Annotated in this window: 18 protein-coding genes and 1 riboswitch; of the genes, 10 read left to right on the forward strand and 8 right to left on the reverse strand. The window is 42.4% G+C overall.

Annotated features, from left to right (window positions below; genetic code table 11):
* Positions 1-9: 9 nt before the first annotated feature.
* The 3 genes from H9Y05_RS11670 to H9Y05_RS11680 are packed head-to-tail and all read right to left on the reverse strand — an operon-like array spanning position 10 to position 3,109.
* A complete protein-coding gene (locus tag H9Y05_RS11670; RefSeq protein WP_216714387.1) occupies positions 10-1,068 on the reverse strand; it encodes an efflux RND transporter periplasmic adaptor subunit in 1,059 nt (352 codons plus the stop codon).
* A gap of 8 nt (positions 1,069-1,076) precedes the next feature.
* Positions 1,077-2,447 carry a TolC family protein gene (locus tag H9Y05_RS11675; RefSeq protein ID WP_216714388.1) on the reverse strand — a complete coding sequence of 457 codons (1,371 nt, stop codon included), beginning with the start codon at positions 2,445-2,447 and terminating at the stop codon, positions 1,077-1,079.
* Between the two features lie 11 nt (positions 2,448-2,458).
* On the reverse strand, positions 2,459-3,109 hold the full coding sequence (locus tag H9Y05_RS11680) for a TetR/AcrR family transcriptional regulator (protein ID WP_163491912.1): 651 nt from the start codon (positions 3,107-3,109) through the stop codon (positions 2,459-2,461).
* A 155-nt stretch (positions 3,110-3,264) separates the two neighbouring features.
* Here H9Y05_RS11680 and H9Y05_RS11685 point away from each other — a divergent pair, with 155 nt between their 5' ends.
* From H9Y05_RS11685 to H9Y05_RS11695, 3 genes are read left to right on the forward strand one after another with little or no spacing between them, the layout of a single operon-like run.
* The gene (locus H9Y05_RS11685; RefSeq protein ID WP_163491913.1) at positions 3,265-3,888 is read left to right on the forward strand and encodes a DEAD/DEAH box helicase; all 624 of its coding nucleotides are present in this window, start codon (positions 3,265-3,267) and stop codon (positions 3,886-3,888) included.
* Positions 3,889-3,918: 30 nt separating this feature from the next.
* A complete protein-coding gene (gene hemE, locus H9Y05_RS11690) occupies positions 3,919-4,959 on the forward strand; it encodes a uroporphyrinogen decarboxylase (RefSeq protein ID WP_216714389.1) in 1,041 nt (346 codons plus the stop codon).
* Between the two features lies 1 nt (position 4,960).
* A complete protein-coding gene (locus H9Y05_RS11695) occupies positions 4,961-6,127 on the forward strand; it encodes an OmpA family protein (RefSeq protein WP_216714390.1) in 1,167 nt (388 codons plus the stop codon).
* 85 nt (positions 6,128-6,212) lie between these two features.
* On the opposite strand, the gene H9Y05_RS11700 is transcribed toward H9Y05_RS11695, so the two are convergent.
* Positions 6,213-6,464: a hypothetical protein gene (locus tag H9Y05_RS11700; protein WP_216714391.1), complete on the reverse strand. Its 252-nt coding sequence runs from the start codon at positions 6,462-6,464 to the stop codon at positions 6,213-6,215.
* Positions 6,465-6,631: 167 nt separating this feature from the next.
* On the opposite strand from H9Y05_RS11700, the gene H9Y05_RS11705 reads away from it, so the two are divergent.
* Entirely contained in the window at positions 6,632-7,210 is a 579-nt protein-coding gene (locus H9Y05_RS11705) for a DinB family protein (protein WP_163491917.1), read from the forward strand.
* The gene (locus H9Y05_RS11710; protein WP_163491918.1) at positions 7,207-7,968 is read left to right on the forward strand and encodes a C40 family peptidase; all 762 of its coding nucleotides are present in this window, start codon (positions 7,207-7,209) and stop codon (positions 7,966-7,968) included. Before H9Y05_RS11705 ends, H9Y05_RS11710 begins: the two co-directional genes overlap by 4 nt.
* Positions 7,969-8,005: 37 nt before the next feature.
* Here H9Y05_RS11710 and H9Y05_RS11715 read toward each other — a convergent pair whose 3' ends face one another.
* Positions 8,006-9,055 (reverse strand): PorP/SprF family type IX secretion system membrane protein, encoded by a 1,050-nt coding sequence (locus H9Y05_RS11715; RefSeq protein ID WP_216714392.1) that lies wholly within the window; start codon positions 9,053-9,055, stop codon positions 8,006-8,008.
* A 20-nt stretch (positions 9,056-9,075) separates the two neighbouring features.
* Complete coding sequence (locus H9Y05_RS11720) at positions 9,076-10,692, reverse strand: gliding motility-associated C-terminal domain-containing protein (protein ID WP_163491920.1); 1,617 nt, start codon at positions 10,690-10,692, stop codon at positions 9,076-9,078.
* Between the two features lie 177 nt (positions 10,693-10,869).
* Between H9Y05_RS11720 and H9Y05_RS11725 the strand changes: the two genes are divergently transcribed.
* The 4 genes from H9Y05_RS11725 to H9Y05_RS11740 all read left to right on the forward strand — a co-directional run bounded on the left by H9Y05_RS11725 (position 10,870) and on the right by H9Y05_RS11740 (position 16,411).
* Positions 10,870-12,285 carry a CCA tRNA nucleotidyltransferase gene (locus tag H9Y05_RS11725; protein WP_216714393.1) on the forward strand — a complete coding sequence of 472 codons (1,416 nt, stop codon included), beginning with the start codon at positions 10,870-10,872 and terminating at the stop codon, positions 12,283-12,285.
* A 156-nt stretch (positions 12,286-12,441) separates the two neighbouring features.
* Positions 12,442-14,106 (forward strand): acyl-CoA dehydrogenase family protein, encoded by a 1,665-nt coding sequence (locus H9Y05_RS11730; protein WP_216714394.1) that lies wholly within the window; start codon positions 12,442-12,444, stop codon positions 14,104-14,106.
* Between the two features lie 113 nt (positions 14,107-14,219).
* Positions 14,220-15,581 carry a pyridoxal-phosphate dependent enzyme gene (locus tag H9Y05_RS11735; protein WP_216714395.1) on the forward strand — a complete coding sequence of 454 codons (1,362 nt, stop codon included), beginning with the start codon at positions 14,220-14,222 and terminating at the stop codon, positions 15,579-15,581.
* A gap of 41 nt (positions 15,582-15,622) precedes the next feature.
* The gene (locus H9Y05_RS11740) at positions 15,623-16,411 is read left to right on the forward strand and encodes an ABC transporter substrate-binding protein (protein WP_163491924.1); all 789 of its coding nucleotides are present in this window, start codon (positions 15,623-15,625) and stop codon (positions 16,409-16,411) included.
* 9 nt (positions 16,412-16,420) lie between these two features.
* On the opposite strand, the gene H9Y05_RS11745 is transcribed toward H9Y05_RS11740, so the two are convergent.
* Complete coding sequence (locus H9Y05_RS11745) at positions 16,421-16,840, reverse strand: hypothetical protein (RefSeq protein WP_216714396.1); 420 nt, start codon at positions 16,838-16,840, stop codon at positions 16,421-16,423.
* Between the two features lie 149 nt (positions 16,841-16,989).
* Positions 16,990-17,172: riboswitch (cobalamin riboswitch) on the forward strand.
* A 132-nt stretch (positions 17,173-17,304) separates the two neighbouring features.
* Here H9Y05_RS11745 and H9Y05_RS11750 point away from each other — a divergent pair.
* Entirely contained in the window at positions 17,305-17,691 is a 387-nt protein-coding gene (locus H9Y05_RS11750) for an acyl-CoA thioesterase (protein ID WP_163491926.1), read from the forward strand.
* A gap of 24 nt (positions 17,692-17,715) precedes the next feature.
* On the opposite strand, the gene H9Y05_RS11755 is transcribed toward H9Y05_RS11750, so the two are convergent.
* The gene (locus tag H9Y05_RS11755; RefSeq protein ID WP_216714397.1) at positions 17,716-19,098 is read right to left on the reverse strand and encodes an FG-GAP-like repeat-containing protein; all 1,383 of its coding nucleotides are present in this window, start codon (positions 19,096-19,098) and stop codon (positions 17,716-17,718) included.
* Positions 19,099-19,190 lie beyond the last annotated feature (92 nt).

Here is a 19,190-nt window from a genome sequence, read left to right on the forward strand (position 1 = left end):
CTCGTCAGATTACTTGTTCACTACCTTGATTTTCGCTCCGTCTTTCAGGTAAGGGCTTCCTGAAACAATCAGGAATTTACTATTCTCCAATCCTGAGGTGATCAATACGTTGTCGCGCTGAATCGCTCCGATTTTAACTTCAGCCTTCCGGGCCACTTGCTGATCGTTCGTGACGAATACATATCCTCTTCCGGCATCTCCATCCAACAGTGATTCATAAGGAATCAACCAGGAATCAGTCGCTTGTCCGTAGATTGTAACTTTTGCAAACATTCCCGAAGCAACCGCCAGTTTCCCCAGTGATACCGGTTGTACCTGAACACTGAATGTCCCTGAATTCGGGTCCAATCCTTCTGATTTCCGGGAAACCACAGCTGCAATTTTATCCGGGAATGCGTCTGTTGTAATTACAGCAGAATCTCCCTCCTGAATTGTTGCCCATTGGCGATCAGAGACTCCGATTTTCACAATCCAGTTTCCTTTTCCGGCTCCATTGATTTGTACCACGGGAGTTCCCGCACCAACAATCTGGCCTTCGTTTGCCAGGCGCAACAATACATATCCGTCTGTCGTTGCACGAATCTCCGAATAGCGGAGGTTGAATTGAATTGCTTTCCAGTCCTGCTGTACTACTTCATACGCTGTTTTTGCATTTTCAAACTGCTCCAATGTCACAACACTATCTCTATACAACTTTTTAGCACGGTTGAAATCCCGCTCCGCTTTTTCAAGTCCCAACTTCGCCTGCGCTGCTTTTGCATTGATTTCGGTCATATTTAAGATCGCCAGCAATTGCCCCTTTTTTACCAAATCTCCTTCTTTGACGTAAATCCGTTCAATGACTCCCCCGTTTTTGAATGACAACAGTGTTTCATCATCTGTTGAGAACAATCCCGTTGTTTCAGTCAGAGACTCTCCTTTTCCCTGCTTCAGAGAAAGCACTGAAACAGGAACAGATTCCTGTACGTTTAATCCATCCTCCCCGGTTTCATCATGACCGCACGAGGCTAACACAGCAAGAAAAAGAAGTGGCAGATAATTGATAATTGTCTTCATTGTTCGTTTCATAACTCGTCTCATTTTGATTGTTGATTGGTTGGTATGGGATAAGATGCAGTCTCGCGTTCCAGTTTAGCCAAAGCCGTCAGTAACTGGTAGTAATACACCGAAGTTGCCAGCTTTGCTGCCGTCAGTTGCGTACGGGCATCAACTGTTTCGATGTACGTATTGACTCCCGCCGCATATCCTTTATCAATTAACCGGAAATACGTTTCAGCCATTTCCAGTTGTTTGAGTGTTGTTTCATAATTTGACTTACTCGCTAACACTTCGTTGTAAGCTGAAGTCACTGCAACATCCAATTGCTGTTCTGCGTACGCTTTTTGGAGTTTTGCAATTTCCACTTCATTTTTCGCTTCCTTTACTTTCAGGGTATTTCTGTTTCCGTTAAAAATCGGAATGTTCAGTTGCAATCCGACCATGTAATACCGGGACTGTTCATTGAACTTAAATCCTTCTGCCTGTGACCCGGCATCTGCAAATCCATTCAATTTGGGGACAAATACCTGTTTGTTCATCCGAACGACATCTTCCCGCAGCGTAACCATGTACTCCATTGACTCCAGCTCTTCCCTGTCCTGTGCAGAAACAGTGGTTGTTTCAATAAATGGAATAATCCGTTCTGTACCTGCAGCTTCAATGGTAGCATCCGCTTCCCGGTTGAGCAACGCATTAAAATACCGTTGCACTGTTTTCAGTTGCAGTTCTGCAGCATTCAATTTTGCTGTTGCCTGTGCAATTTCCGTTTCCGAGCGCAGCACATATGCATGCAATCCGTTTCCGGCTTCAATCAGTTTCTCATTGGTGCGCTTCCCTTCTTCGGCAAGTTGAATCGCATTTTGGTGAATTTCCACCGCTTTCAATGCGCTCAGATAGCTGTAATAAGTCGTTTTAATTTCCTTCACCAATTCCCGCTGGTAAATTTCCACTTCATTCTCGCGGATCATCCATTGTTTTTCCTGGATTCGCTTGTTGTGAATAATGTCCATATTCAAAATCGGTACCGACAAACGAATGCGTGCATCGTAATAATTTTTCGGTAAGAAATTGATTTGCTGGTTTTCAATGAGAGGAAATGCATTTTGCCCCATAAACTGATTCAGTGTGGAATATACGGGATTCAACATATCTCCGACCGGAAGCTGAATATCACGACCTCCTTCCGCTGTGGTATATCCTGCCTGAAAATCAAGGGACGGAATGTAGAGATTACGTGCCTGTTTCAGTGCATAGAGTGCATTTTGAAGGGATAAATTGCGTTGCTGCAATACCAGATTACTCTGTAATCCTTGTTGGAGATATCCTTCTAACACCTCACCCTGACCCCAAACCGGCAGGTGCAACAACAGGGATACCAGGATAACCGCTTTTAGTGTTATTTTACGCATAGTTAACAGTGTTATTTATGATTGTTTTTTGTCTGTTCAAGGAAATGCACATACGTCTTAAAGGCTGTTTCCAATAACAACTCTGTATCTTCCTGTGACAAACACTCTTCTCCTACTTTTTGCAAATGTGTCGAAATAAACAGTGAACACAATCCATGAACAGTAGCCCAGGCTTGTAAAGCTGTAGAACTCACATCGCTTCCTACAAAATATCCTTTCTGCTGGCATTCTTCGATTGTAAACACTAAAAACTCAAACACCTGTTTCCCTTCTTCCCAACACTCCTCACCGGAATCAGCATCCAGGTGATCCATCGGGTCCTTCATTATAAACATCAGTTCGTAAAAATCCGGACTCTCCAAAGCAAACCGGATATACGTTCTACCGATGGCCTTTAATCGCTCAAAAGGATCTTCTACCGAAACAAGTGAAGAGAACAGTGTTTTCAACACTAAAAATCCTTCCTGATGCAACGCATAAGCAATATCACTTTTATCTTTATAATACAAATAAATCGTCGTAGGGCTAACACCTATTTCCGCAGCAATTTTCCGGATTGAAGCAGACTGATAGCCTTCTTCCACAAACAATTTTTTTGCCGCGTTTAAGATTGTTTTTTTGACATCTTCTTTGCGTTTTGATTTTTTATCTTCTGCTTTCATGAGGTCAAAAATAAATCAAAAAATTAACACTGTTAATATTTTTAACAAAAAAAGGAGAAAAAATAATTTTACAGCTTCAAAAAAACAGAAAACAATCCCGCAATAACTTCACATTCTGTAAAAGAACCATTAATTTAGCCGTAAAATCCTAAAAGATGTCGTTTAAAAAGTTAAAACCGGAAGTTGTTGAAGCATTAAAAACCATACCAATTGAATCACTCGTTGATGCTGCCAAATCCCTTTTCTCGACTATCAAATCGGGTAAAAACGTATTGATCTCGGCACCGGTTTCTTCCGGAAAGACAACAACGGCACTGGTTTCCATTTTTAATAAAGTCAACCAGGAATATGAGGGTTCTCCACGCGCTATTTTACTAACGAACAGCATCGAGAAGGCAGAAGCACTTCACAAAAAGATCGCTCCGGTTTGCCGGAAACTGGATGTTACTGCGGATCTGATTCACGACAAGGGCAACAGTATTCAGCAGCGCAATGACATTTTTGACGGAACGGAAATCATTATTGGCAATCCGAAACGAATTTTTGAGTTGTACCTGCAAAACGGAATCAATCTCAAATTACTGGATTTATTTATTGTTGATGATCTGGACGAATGTTTATCCAATCACAAACAAGCGGAATTAAAACGACTGATTGAAAGCCTGGAATCGAAAACACAATTGGTATTGTTGACCAACGTATACAACAAGAAAGTGGAAGTATTTATTGAATCGCTTGAAATTCCACTTGCGGTCGTTGAGTTGGACGAATCCATATAATGAACAGAATATATATATCTTTACACCCTAATGATTCAAAACGATTTACTTTTAAGAGCAGCAAAAGGAGAAGCAATTGAACGCTATCCTGTATGGTTAATGCGTCAGGCCGGAAGAATTTTACCGGAATACCGGGCAGTGAGAAACAGTCTCTCCGGGTTTAAGGAACTTGTGGAAACTCCTGAATTGGCTGCCGAAGTTACCATTCAACCCGTTGATCTTCTCGGGGTAGATGCTGCAATCATCTTTTCAGACATCCTTGTTGTTCCTGAAGCAATGGGATGTGAATACCAGATGATTGAGAAAAAAGGCCCCTGGTTTGAGAATACCGTTAAATCAACGGATGACCTGGTCAAACTTGCCGAAACTGATTTTGACGTTGAAGACCGTCTGGGATACGTTACTGAAGCCATCCGCATCACCAATAAAGAACTGAACGGACGTGTTCCACTCATCGGGTTCGCAGGCGCTCCATGGACAATCTTTTGTTACATGACAGAAGGCCACGGGTCAAAAACATTCTCCGAAGCACGCAAGCTTTTGTATACCAATCCGACTTTGGCACATGAGTTGTTACAACGTATTACAAAGGTAACTGTTTCCTATCTGAAAGCCCAGGTTGCTGCCGGTGCGCACATGATCCAGGTATTTGATTCATGGGCAGGCGTTTTGGGACATGCTCAGTACCTGGAATTCAGCTTACCGTATTTACAGCAAATTGTGGATGCAATAACAGATGTACCTGTAACCCTTTTCTCAAAAGGAGCGTATACTTCTTTGCAGAACATTGCAGATCTGAATTGCAACACAGTAGGTTTGGACTGGAATATGGACGTAAAAGACATTCGCGTTCATGTGGGAGAAAACAGAACATTACAGGGAAATTTAGATCCGTGTGTGCTGTATGCTTCACACAAAGATGTGGAAAATTTAACAAAAAGTATGTTGGATACCTTTACAAGTAAAAGACATATTGTAAATTTGGGTCACGGAGTTTATCCGGATGTTGATCCTGAGAAGGTTAAAACATTTATTAAAACTGTAAAAAACTATGAAATTCAATACAAATAACATGAAAAGATCAATCGCGGTGGCAATGATAGGCCTTTCTACTACAATTGCCATGGGACAACAAGCAGAGAGCCTTGTTTCTAACGGAAGTTTTGAATCTGTTGACAAGCAACCTAAAAAATTGGGAAGCATCGAAAGTGCAATCGGCTGGTACTCCCCGACAGGAGCCAGAGCGGATTTATTCATTCCGAATAAGAAATTACCTGAAATTGATGCTCCATCCAATATTTACGGAACAGAAGAAGCAAAAGACGGTTCTAATTATGCGGGAATTGTCACGTATTCCCACAACAACAAAGTACCACGTACGTATGTTGCCAATAAATTAGAAGTTCCATTGAAAAAAGGAGAAAAATACTGTGTTCAGTTTCATGTTTCCATGGCTGAAGCTTCTTCGTACGCTTCCAACCAAATCGGTGTTCACTTTTCAAAGAAAGCATTCGGAACAGAGGCAAAAGAAAGCATCATTGAAAAAACACATGTGTTGGATGAAAACAACAAAATTTTCAATGCGCCATTCGGATGGGATCGCGTGTGTGGTGTGTTTGAAGCAGAAGGCGGTGAAAAATACATTACCATCGGAAACTTTACATCCAATGAAAATACAAAGAACGTACGGAACAAAAAGAATTCAAGTTCTAAAGTTGCGCTGATTGCGGCAGCTTATTATTATGTGGACAATATTTCCGTGACGGTAATCGACGAAAGCAATCCATGTGACTGCGCTCCGACAGACCCTACGGAAGGTTATTCAAAAACGGTATATCAAAAAGCGATCAACATCTCTGACGATATGACGCCGGCGAAGAAAGTTGAATCACTTCAGGTATTTTTCGGATTTGGAAAAACAGATTTGACAAAAGCGGGAGAAGATGTTCTGAACATCATCGTGAAGCAGATGAAAGACAATCCGAATATGAAATTACAAATCAACGGATTCTCAGATGCTGCTGAAGATCAAGCTGCCGAAGATCAGCAATTCTTCCAGGGAATGGACAGCAAACGTGTGAATGCTATTTTCACGTACCTGACAGAAAAAGGAATTGGTGAAACGCGCCTGATTGCTGCTCCGCAAGGAAGTGCAGAACAAAGTTCTGAAATCACAACCAGCGATGAAGACGATATCAAGCAAGCGAAAAACCGACGTGTAGAATTTAAAGTACGGTAATTAACTGGTGTTATAGAATGAGAAAAGCCGCTTCTGATCAGAAGCGGCTTTTTTGCGTATTTTGGTCGTTTAATTCTTCCGCTAATTAGTTTATTTCTTCATAATCGACATCCTGAACTCCCCCCTTCACCTCATCCTTTTTCACAATCCGTGTTCTTCCGAATGTTTTCAGTTTTTCTTTTTTCTCTGTTTCAAACTGTCTGTTTGCCTGATTCATCCTTCTCTCCTCTTCCATGTTTCTTTTCGCAATGAGCAATTGACCTATCAATCTCAGGACAATCAATCCTCCGATAATCATCAACACCATTTTAAAAAAACCGGCAATGCTTAAAATCATAACGTTTAGCTCTTCTATGAAGCACAAAAATAGATATAAGTTCCGAATTCACATCTTTTTTACCTCCAAAACCATAGAGACGCATAAATTATCGTTAAACTCTGCACAAGTCTTTCGTTTCAAAACATATTTTTTATATTTTTATCCGCTATAAATAAACCCACATCATGACAACGCAGGCATTATTCAGCGAGTTAGAGAACGTTACGAAAGAAAACATACACTACCTGGAACAAAATGTCTTGCCGTTAACTCCTGAGCAACTCAACTGGAAACCACGCCAGGATGTATGGAACGTGAAAGAAGTCATTGCTCACGTGTACGAACACGCGAAATACTATCATTCTGCATTCTCAAAAAAAATTGACACCACCAAATTCCGGGAACCCAAAGATTTATTTCTTTCCTCTCCATTGGGAAAAAGCATGTGGAAATCAATGAAGCTCGGGAATGCGAGAAATGTGAAACGAAAGATGAAAGCAGCACGACTCTACAACCCGCTGATTGTAAAATCAATCGTTACAGAACATGTTATTGCTGATTTTTTGGCAAGTCAAAAAGAATTGCTGAACATCCTGGAACGCGCAAAAACAATCAATATCAGAAAAGCAAAAATACGTCTGGTTGGCAACAATGTTATCAAATTCCGGTTTGGTGACACCTTATTACTGGTCGTTTATCACAACCAGCGGCATATTCAACAAGTCATCAATCTAATTCAGCACCCTAAATTCCCGCAACCATGAGTTCAATATCCGCCTATTGCAAAGTCGCGATTGCTCCTGTGAGGGAAGATGCGAAAGATAGCAGTGAAATGGTTACACAGTTGTTGTTTGGAGAAATGGTGGATGTAATGGAAGAGCAGGAGAAATGGTGGAAAATCCGAACATACCAGGACAATTACATCGGTTGGGTGGATCCGAAGCAACTGCGAAAACTCTCAAAAAAAGAAGCTGGCAGATGGTTGGACGGGTTATCTTACCAACGCAATTTAATCACGGAGTTGATCACTCCCTGGGGAAAGCAATTGATCGTTAAAGGTTCATTTGTACCATTTCATGTAAAGGATTCGTTTTCGATCGGGAATGATGAATACTTCCTTGCCGGGGAACCGGATGAAAAGGTCGGGGGCAATCCGGTGGCGATTGCACTTGAGTACCTCAACGCTCCTTACTTGTGGGGTGGAAAAACTCCTTTTGGAATTGACTGTTCAGGCCTCACACAACAGGTATTTCGCTTCCTGGAAATCAATCTCCCGCGGGATGCTTCCCAGCAGGTTGAATACGGAACAAGTATTGATTTTGAAGAACGGCTTCCCGGAGATGTCCTGTTTTTCAGCAATGAGAACGGAAAAGTAATTCATGTCGGGATTATCAAAGACGACAATGAAATCATTCACGCCAGCGGTCAGGTGCGCATTGACCGGTACGATCAAAAAGGAATTCTACATTACTCCGGTGAATACTACACCCATAGCTTCTCGGCAATCAAGAGAATGATCTGATCGTTGTTATTAATCCGAATTGCTTTATAATAACCGATTATTTGTTCTCTTCGGTTCCTGCGTTGGATTTTTCTTCTTTTTTCTGCTCTGTATTTTCAGCATCCGACGCTTTCACTTTCTTCACACGCTTACCGATATAAATTCCCAGTTGAATTTCGTGTGTGCCACTTGCCGCATTTCGAATTTTCCCGATACTGTGCTCGTACGCATAACTGATGTAAATATTTTCCACCACTGTTGTCCCGAACTGGAATACGAGATTATTGCTTGTTCTTCCATATACTCCCAGCCACATTGCATTTTTATAAATAAAACGCGCTCCGAAGTCGAGATTAACTGGTGAGTTATCAGCAAATTTTGCAATCACCCCCGGTTCCAATACACTCTTCCCTACCTTCAAGCCATAAGAAAGTTGCAGGAAGTAATGCCGGTTGTAAAAACTTTGCGTTTCAACACTACTGAACTTTGCTTTATTTTTTAATGCATGCGTCATACTCGCGCCGAAAAACAATCCCTTCCCGTAGAATACCAACCCTGCATTTGCATCAAAAATATGCTGTTGAGCCGTATTTCCAAGTGCCATGGCATAAGCATCATCCATTTCATCATGCAAAATAACTCTGTTGCTGTTAATCCGGTAATTTCCCCAACCTAAACCAACTCCCGCGCCGATGTTAAATTCTTTTGTTACAGGAAGATGAATCGCATAGCTCCCGTATACGCCAACTTTGTTGAATACACCGATTTCATCACTCATTATTTTTCCTCCGACAGCATGTTTCAATGCACCTACCGTAACATCAGGACGGGCATGCATGAATTTCCCTTCCGGGTTGTATTCCTGAAGTCGTGCGCTATTCCCCGCTCCCACAACAGAATGACCACTGAAATTAATTGTTTTTGGTCCTCCTCCGTAACCAACCCATTGAAGACGTGCGATCAAATCAATTTGGGTGACACTTGCCAATCCTCCTGCCGCAGGATTGTAGATATATGGATTCTGAAACGCGGACGCAAACTGTGCCTCCTGTTGCGAGAAAAGTGCTCCGCTGCAGAATAATAATGCGATGAGAATACTATTTTTCATTGTAAATTTCATTCGTATGATTAATGTATAATACTGATTGGGCCATTATAAATGGTATTTGAACCGTCGTTCAGTTCCAACTTGAAGAAATAAGTTCCCATTGGTAATTTTTCTCCTTTAAATGTTCCATCCCACGGAGTCGTGTAACCTGGTGATTCGTAAACAATGCTTCCGTGCCTGTTGAAAATCGTCATCTGGCATTTCGGGTATACTTTTTCCAGGTTGTGAATGATAAATAAATCATTTTTCCCGTCTCCGTTTGGTGTGATAACCGTTGGAAACACCGGTTCAAAATCTTCACACGGCATGATGTAAATGCGCAGCGTATCCGATTCTTTCGGACACAAAGCATGTGTCACTTCATAAATCAGGTGGTTTTCTCCTGTCTGAAGTCCACTTACTTCAACGGAATCAGAAGTCAACTCATTAATCAGCCCGTTCCCCATTCCAAATAACCAATTGACTGTTTGCAACGAATCAGTTGGTGTTGCTGTGACAATGAGTTCAGCATCTGTTCCGAAACAAATCGTTGTATCTGCTGTGAGAATGGATTGTCCTCCCGTCTTGAAAACATCCATTGTATCAGCCTTCGACGGACATCCCGGAGATGAAATGGTCCAGATCAACTGGCTCCACCCGTTGGGTACATTCGTTACAACTGTTGCCGGACTGTTTGGATTAGCGATTGTTGCTCCCTGTGGAGACGTCCATGTTCCGATACCTGCCATCGGAGCAGAAGTAGAAATATTCAATTGTTCAGCCACACAGGCATAGAATGTATCCTGGACATTCGCATTGGAAGGTGCCAGCGAATTAATGATCACAATTGTATCAACTGAGTTTCCGCAATTTGCAGAAGTAACTGTCCAGGTAAACACACTTTCACCGATCGCCAGGTTGTTTACCCCCGTTTGATTGGCTGCAGCATTGTTGAAGGTCCCCTGCCCGCTTAACAGGAACCAGTTCCCTGTCCCTCCGGAATACGGGTCGGCTGTAACAACAATTGTCGTTTGGCCGCAGACAGCCATTGTATCTAATGGAATGTTTGCTTTCGCAGCAATTCCGTTCACTTCAAAATTGTCAACTGCAAACGGATCTCCGGATCCGCTTACATTGCTGTATTCAAACCGTACGCCCACCAGAAAATCCTGGTTGTATGTTGTTTCACTCAACGGAACAGTGATTGTCGTCCACGCAGCAGCATTTTCCAATGTATCCTGTACAAACCAGAATGCTCCTCCATTGAGACTATATACCACAAACGCACGGTTACTCCCGTCTGAAGGATTTAATTTGTAATCAAACGTCACGGCGTGGTTATTGGTACATTTCCCATCTACGGAAACATATGCTGTCATTCGCTCCGTTGTACTCGGAGGGGCCGCTGAAAAGGCATATTGATCAATCCCGTCCGTTCCGCATCCGGGATTACTCCCTCCTTTGGAAGCATACAACGCATTCGTTCCCGGGCTTGAAACCCCGTTCCCGGCACATGTTGCAACACGCCATGTATTGACAGCCGTCTGGATGTACGTGAAATTTTCACCTGATTCAAAATCGTCCGAATAAAGTGAAACTACCTGGGAATAAAGACTGTAATTAAGGAGTGTAAAGAGAAGTAATGCTACTTTTTTCATATTCATAAGCTATTTAGCAGAGCGTAAATATAGATAAAAGAATTTTCTTTTGTCTGTATCACCCAAAAAAACCTGTTGTATTTCACACCTGCAAAATCCCGGGTTGCTACAAAATGGGGCAATTCCATAAAAATCGGTTGCTACAATTTGTCGCAATTCACTATCTTTGCGGTCCAAATGGAGAATTTTTCAGCATATCTCACACACCCCGTGTTCAAGGTTGTTCGGCAAATTGTCGAAGAAGAAGCACTGGAAGCATATGTAATCGGAGGTTTTGTGCGGGATATTTTCCTGGAAAGAACCCGAAAAGACATTGATATCGTTGTGGTAGGAAGCGGAATGGATCTTGCTGAAAAAGCAGCGGAACGTCTGCGAGTCAAAAAAGTATCGTTGTTCAAAAATTTCGGTACCGCTTCTTTCAGATACAAAGATCTGGATGTGGAATTTGTCGGGGCGCGAAAAGAATCGTATCAACGTGATTCACGAAAACCAATTGTAGAAGACGGAACCCTGAAAGACGATCAGGACCGACGGGATTTTACCATCAATGCGATGGGAATCTCACTACAAGCCCACAATTTCGGAACGTTGATCGATCCGTTTAACGGACAGGAGGACCTGAGAAACAGCATCATTCGCACACCGTTAGATCCCGACGTAACATTTAGTGACGATCCGTTGCGCATGATGCGCGCCATTCGGTTTGCCAGTCAATTGGATTTTAAAATTGATCCGAAGTGTCTGGAGTCGATTCTTCACAATTCCGAACGGTTGGATATTATCTCCAATGAGCGGATCATGGATGAGTTGAATAAAATCATCTGTTCAAAAACTCCTTCCAGAGGATTTAAACTACTGTACTCCACTAAATTACTACATCGTTTTTTTCCGGAAATGGTTGCCTTGCATGGAATCGAAACCAAGAACGGGAAATCACATAAAGACAATTTCTACCATACGCTCGAAGTACTGGATAATGTAGCTGTAAACAGTGACGACCTCTGGTTGCGGTGGGCAGCAATCATGCACGACATTGCTAAACCGCCGACGAAACGATTCGATGACAAGGTCGGCTGGACGTTTCACGGACATGAAGACTTAGGAGCACGCATGGTTCCGAAAATTTTCACACGGTTAAAATTACCACTGGATGCCAAAATGAAATACGTACAAAAACTGGTACGACTTCACTTGCGTCCGATTGCACTGGTCAAAGGAAATGTAACCGATTCGGCTGTCAGACGCTTGTTGTTTGAAGCAGGAGACGATATTGACGATTTGATGATTCTGTGTGATGCAGACATTACTTCCAAAAATGAGTTTAAAGTAAAACGTTACCGTCAAAACTTTGAATTGGTACGCGAAAAACTCAAAGCTGTTGAAGAAAAAGACAAGGTACGGAACTTCCAACCACCGATCAGTGGAAAAATCATTATCAAAACCTTTAACCTGGAACCTTGCCAGGCAATCGGTGATATCAAAACCCGGATCAAAGATGCGATCCTTGAAGGAGAAATTCCGAATGAGTACGATGCAGCGTATGCCTATATGTTACAATTGGGAGAAGAAATGGGATTGACGGCTGTTAATTAGATCCATGCCCCTCCCTTAATCCCCACTCCTAAGGGGAAACGAAATCTATTCAAAATTGCCTACGCCTGACAATCTATTCTATCATTTTATAACTAATCACTTCGTTTATCCCTGATATTTTACTACATTGCATCTCAATCTTTTCAATGAAAACCAATGGGAAATCAATGGAAAACACATCATGTATCGAATCAGTTCTCTGAGTTAACCGGGTATAATTTATTTACAACAGATGCGGTTTTAACAAACTACTTCAAACGTCACAATGCTAACTGGGCAATGACCGAACTAACAACTTTCGGAGAAGAATTGGGAACACCCGAAGCTTTTCAAAACGGGCAACTCGCCAATGAATACACTCCCGTTTTCAAACCATTTGACAACCGTGGCAACCGGATCGATGTGGTGAATTTTCATCCTTCCTGGCATCTGTTTTCTTCGTGGTGTAAGTCATCCGGGTTGATTGCACGTCCTTTTGAAGACAGCACGCCTTTTCGCTGGAGTTATACCGCTGCCAACTTCATCCTCCAATCGCAGGTAGAAGCAGGGTCCATGTGTCCGGCTACGATGACATTGGCATCCATTCCTGTTTTACAAAAAGAACCGGATTTATGGAATCAACTGAAAGAAAAACTGGTTTCCCGGGAATACGATCAACGCGACATTCCGATTACTCACAAACGCTCCATCTGGATCGGAATGGGAATGACTGAAAAACAAGGTGGTTCAGATGTTCGCTCCAATATGACAACCGCGACTCCGATCGGAGAGCCCGGAAGAGGAAAAGCCTATGCAATCACCGGACACAAGTGGTTCTTCTCTGCTCCCATGTGCGATGCACATTTAGTTGTAGCACGCACCAATGACAGTGATTCAATCTGTTGTTTCTTTGTTCCCCGGTGGAAGCCCGACGGCACTAAAAATCCGATTGAAATTCAACAACTGAAAAATAAGCTGGGCAACAAATCAAACGCCAGCAGCGAAGTAGAGTTCAAAGCTGCTTACGGAATTTTAATTGGTGAAGAAGGGAGAGGAATTCCTACCATCATTGAGATGGCCAATTATACACGACTTTGTTGCATCCTGGGAAGTACGGGAATCATCCGGCAGGCCACCGTTCAGGCAATTGCGTACACCAGGAAGCGAAAAGCCTTCGGAAACACTTTATACAATCAACCGCTGATGCGCAATGTACTGGTTGATTTTGCGCTGGAAAGTGAAGCGGCTGAAGTAATCTGTCTGAAACTGGCAGAAGCATTCGAACAAGGTGATGATACGCATTCGGCAAAAGCATGGAAACGATTCATCACTCCCGCCGCTAAGTACTGGATCTGTAAGCGTGCAGAAACACTCACAGCTGAAGCAATGGAAACATTCGGAGGAAACGGCTATGTAGAAGATGGTATCATGGCGCGCCTGTTCAGAGAAGCTCCCGTGAACTCCATCTGGGAAGGGTCCGGAAATGTGATGTGCCTGGATGTACTCCGGGTAATCAATAAAGAACCTGAACTGGTGCGATTGATCCTGGAGGAATTAACGGAAATGGCAGCCGGGGATGTAACGATACTGGGGGTATTGTCAACCTTACAAACACTCCTCCGGCACGATTCGGCAATTCTGGAAGCATCTTCCCGGTTATTAACAGAACAACTGATGTTGGTTGTGCAAGCATGTCTCCTCAAACAGCAATCTCCCGGATGTATAAGTGATGCATTCATTGAGTTACGGCTCAAACAAACACCTTCCTTAAATTACGGTGCGTTTCAATCAACAACTATTGATCACAATGCCATTCTCGAACGAACATTTCCCTTTATCTGAGTATGAATAAATAATATCAGCATTTAACAATTCAACATTCATAATTTTCTCCCTCACCTTCCTTCATTTCAAAATGTATTCCCTACTTTTGCTTCTCAGAATTTTATAACAATATGAAGATTTACAACAACATTCTTGAAACAATAGGAAATACGCCGCTTGTGCGACTGAACAGATTGACAAAAGACGTAAAGGCTACGGTTTTAGCGAAAGTAGAAACAACCAACCCGGGCAACTCAGTAAAAGACCGCATGGCTGTGAAAATGATCGAAGATGCGGAAAAAGCAGGCTGGATCAAACCAGGAGGAACCGTGATCGAAGGAACTTCCGGAAATACAGGGATGGGATTGGCACTGGCATGTATCATCAAAGGGTATAAATTAATTTGTGTACTGAACGACAAACAATCCAAAGAGAAAATGGATATCCTGCGCGCTGTAGGAGCCGAAGTAGTTGTATGTCCGACTGCAGTTGAACCATCCGATCCCCGCTCATACTATTCTGTGTCGAAACGCCTGGCAACAGAAATTCCGAATTCATGGTATGTAAACCAATACGATAACTTATCAAACAGGGAAGCACATTACGAATCGACAGGACCTGAAATCTGGGAACAAACAGAAGGAAAAATAACACACTTTATTGTTGGAGTTGGGACAGGTGGAACGATTTCCGGAGTTGGAAAATACCTGAAAGAAAAAAATCCGAACATTAAGATCTGGGGAATTGATACCTATGGTTCTGTTTTCAAAAAGTACAAAGAAACAGGTGTGTTTGACGAAAATGAAATCTACCCGTACATTACGGAAGGAATCGGTGAAGACATTTTACCGGCCAACGTGGATTTCGACATCATCGATCGTTTTGAAAAAGTAACGGATAAAGACGCCGCTAATTACACTCGCAGACTTGCACGTGAAGAAGGAATTTTCGTAGGAAACTCAGCGGGAGCAGCCATCGGCGGATTATTGCAACTGAAAGACGAATTAAAAGAAGACGATGTTGTAGTTGTGTTATTCCACGATCATGGCTCACGCTACGTTGGAAAAATCTTCAACGATGACTGGATGCGTGAACGAGGATTCCTCGAAGAAGACATTAAAACGGCAGGAGACCTGATTGCCAAACATTCTGATCAACCATTGGTAACATTATACGCAGAAGAATTGGTTTCTCACGCTATTGCGAGCATCCGCAAATATGATATTTCCCAAATTCCTGTTATCAAAGACGGAACGTTTGTAGGATCCATCGATGAAAGCACGTTGTTTTCGTTGTTGATTGACAATCCGGAGTTGCGTGACGCGTCTATTTCGTCTGTCATGAATGCTTCGTTCCCGGTTGTCAAAGAAACGGCAACGCTGGAAGAAGTTTCCAAACTGATTAACAAAGAAACACATGCTGTTTTGGTTGAGAAGAAAGACGGTAAGTTTCATATTGTCACGAAGTTTGACATTATTTCTGCATTGAGTTAATCCAGATCGTTTGACTCCGCTTTTGCGGTTCGGCAATTACCATGATTGAATCAACAGATCAACTGAATACGACAATCCGGCTGGAACATTTTCCTGTCCGGATTGTTTCTTTAGTACCTTCCCAAACCGAATTATTGTACGACCTTCAACTGGAAGAACAGGTTGTCGGAATCACTAAATTCTGCATTCATCCGGATCAATGGTTTCAGAGTAAACAACGGGTGGGAGGAACAAAAAACGTACACATCGAAAAGGTACGGGAATTACAGCCGGACCTGATCATCGGGAATAAAGAAGAAAATACACAAGCAGACATTGAACTGTTGCGGGAAATTGCTCCGGTGTGGATGAGTGACATCGACACATTGGAACAGGCGCTGGAAATGATCATTGAAATCGGAAAACTAACAAACAGAACATCCGAAAGCGAGCATATTGCCGATGTAATCCGGATCAATTTTGAACATTTCAGACCAACAATTACCCGAAAGTGGACGTGTTTGTATTTTATGTGGAAAGATCCTTATTTCACCGTTGGAACAAACACCTTTATCCATGCAATGATTGAGGAGTGCGGGGGTATCAATTTGCAAACGAAACCTCGTTATCCGGAATGGGATTTTTCGCAATCAGTTTCTCCGGACGTGATCCTGTTGAGTACAGAGCCCTATCCATTCAATGAAAGCCACCTGGCATTTTTCAGAGAGAAATATCCTACGTCCACTCTTCTCCTGGCGGATGGTGAATACTTTAGCTGGTACGGTTCCCGGCTGGAAAAAGCACCAGCATATTTCAAACAATTACTTACAACAATTTATTCCGGGAAATAAGGTATTCTCTTACCCTACGACAATCTTCATCTGGCAGGTCACCAGTTCTTCCTTTCCTCTGAAAGCAGTTCCTTCAATCAGGTGAATGGTATCAAATGTACTGATGACATTTACTTTGGTTGTAATCGTATCGTGTACATTTGCCGCTTTTTTTACTTCTAAACGACTCACTGATCCGATAAATCCTAATTTTCCGGCAGTTTCTCCCTTCTGGCTGTTCACATACCCAAATCCTGCGGCACAGGTCTGTGCAATGTTTTCAATTAACGCAGATTCTGACAGAATCCCTCCCTCCAGGAAAAGATGATCAGCTGCGATTTCAAATTCGGATTCAAAATAGGTTTCATCGGCTGCGATCAGTTTATCCACCATCACAAAAGGAAAACGCTGTGGAATATAATTGGTTATCGTGTCTTTATCGATCAACATAATTAATAAATGTATGGTGCAAAGTAAGGAATAATATCGCTTCCATCCTTCTCCCCTTCTGATTATTTCATATCACACGATCTGCCATGATTGAAAACATGCCGAAGAATCTCCAGAACTTTATTACATTTGTACCGCGTTCTTTTTGTAGTTCATCAACCGGAACAGGTTACACAAGCATCGTGTAGGAAAAGGGAATCGTGTGAAATTCACGAACTGTCGCGCAACTGTAAGTAACACAGGATTCATTAAATTTCGTAGGCTAAAAAAGATCGAACGAGCAATGAAGCACCGTTACAAGTCAGGATACCTGCCTCTTCCGTAATTTGACATACTGCTTTCGCGATTTGAAGTTAACGTCAGAGTGATGTATTTTTATTCACAAACATCTTTATTACCCGTTTGTGCCCGATACTTCATTTCTGCCTGTTATCTTTTAACTGAAATATACAATATTGTACATTATGACAACAGAAGAAAAAATCAAACAATCGGAAACACGTATCTTTAAAGCTGTTTTTCCCAACACAACCAATCATTACGACACGCTGTTCGGTGGAACCGCCATGCAACTAATGGATGAAGTCGCATTTATTTCGGCTACCCGTTTTTCCCGTCAACGGATGGTAACTGTCAGCAGCGACCGGATTGACTTTAAACAGCCAATTCCTGCAGGTACCATTATTGAATTAGTGGGCAAGGTGAGTTATCTGGGAAATACCAGTCTGAAGGTAAAAGTTGACATTTACGTAGAACAAATGTACCAGGAACAACGCGAAAAAGCGGTAAGCGGAGAATTTACATTTGTTGCGGTGGATGAAGAAAAACGTCCGGTGTCCATCACCTTCTGATCGTCCCCTGAAGCAAGATTTCCATCACTTTGCGAGAATGGTTACGTGCTCAACACGAATAAATTGTTCATGGATAATAGCTACCTGATAATTTCCCGGTAAAAGTCGTGATGTATCAAGTGTATTACTCCCTTCTTTCATTTCAGAACGGAGCACCTGACGCCCGTTTACATCATACATTGAAAGAACAGCCTCTCCTGCGGGAAGTGTTACCACCATGTACGTTCCTGCGGGATTCGGATATATGTGCAAAACCGGTTGCTCTGCATTATTCAGTGACAACTGGTTTCCTTCATTTCGCCAGATAATATTGCTAACCAACAAATCCATATCGCCGTCATTATCAAAATCGGCCGCTTCTACCAGACAATTCATAATGTCCGCATGAATGGGTTGTGACAGGGTAAACGAACTATCTGCATTCGTAATCGCCAGACTTGAGAACTGTTCGAGAAAAAACTCATTCGAACCCGCGATAAAGACATCCGCGACACCGTCATTATCAAAGTCTGCCACATCTGCTGCAGAAGGCTCTCCGAACACAGGGAAATTAGTTTGTACCTCTGTAAATGTTTCATCTCCGTTGTTGTAATAAATCGTTGTATAATTGGATGCACTTGTGCTATCAACTCCGGAAACAAACAAATCGTCCCATCCATCCGCATTAAAATCAACCCAATCAATTGTCCCCCGACCACCGAAGAAATGATTGCCCGTCAAAACAAATTGTCCGTTTCCCGCATTCTTATATAAATAAGTTCTCGAAAAATTCCCATCTCCCGTCAAACTCAAATCCGGAAGTCCGTCGTTGTTAAAATCACACCATTTCATTTCCCCGGAAGGCAATGCTTCAAACGATTGAGCTACAATTGAGAAATTCAGATTTCCTTCATTTTTGAACAGGATAACAGCTTCCGTAAAAACAGTATTGTACCCCGAAGCGACGATATCCAAAAAACCGTTGCCGTCAAAATCGGCCAGTGCAATGCTCCCTGTAGAAAGTCCCGGAAACGTATCAATTACACCAAATGTTCCGTCTCCGTTACTCACATAAATATTCAATTCCGGTTCTCCGCTTCCCAAATTCAGCCCGGATGCGATTAAATCCTGGAATCCGTCATTGTTTAAATCACCCCAGGCAAGGGCAGGCGTGTGCAACATCGGAAAAGAAGTAGCAACAGTGAATCCGCCCGGTGTATTTTTATACAGAACAAAAACATCCGTATCATGTATTGCCTGTGCAATGTAAGCGATATCTTTGCGTCCGTCACCATCGTAATCTCCCCAGGCAGCAGCTCCGTAAGCTCCTTTTTGAAGTGAATCCGCCTTTACGAAATGTTGTGCTTGCAAGTTCACCGGAACCAACAGCAGCACTAGTGCACATCTAATAAAACGATCTTTAATCATCTGATTAGTTTTGACATAAGACGTAATTCAACTCCTGAAAGTTGTATCTTATTTACATGGAATTTAATTTTCGCAAACACGCTCAGAGCTAC

Origin of the sequence: Taishania pollutisoli (genome assembly GCF_014518315.1) — a bacterium.
Classification (GTDB): domain Bacteria; phylum Bacteroidota; class Bacteroidia; order Flavobacteriales_D; family Crocinitomicaceae; genus Taishania; species Taishania pollutisoli.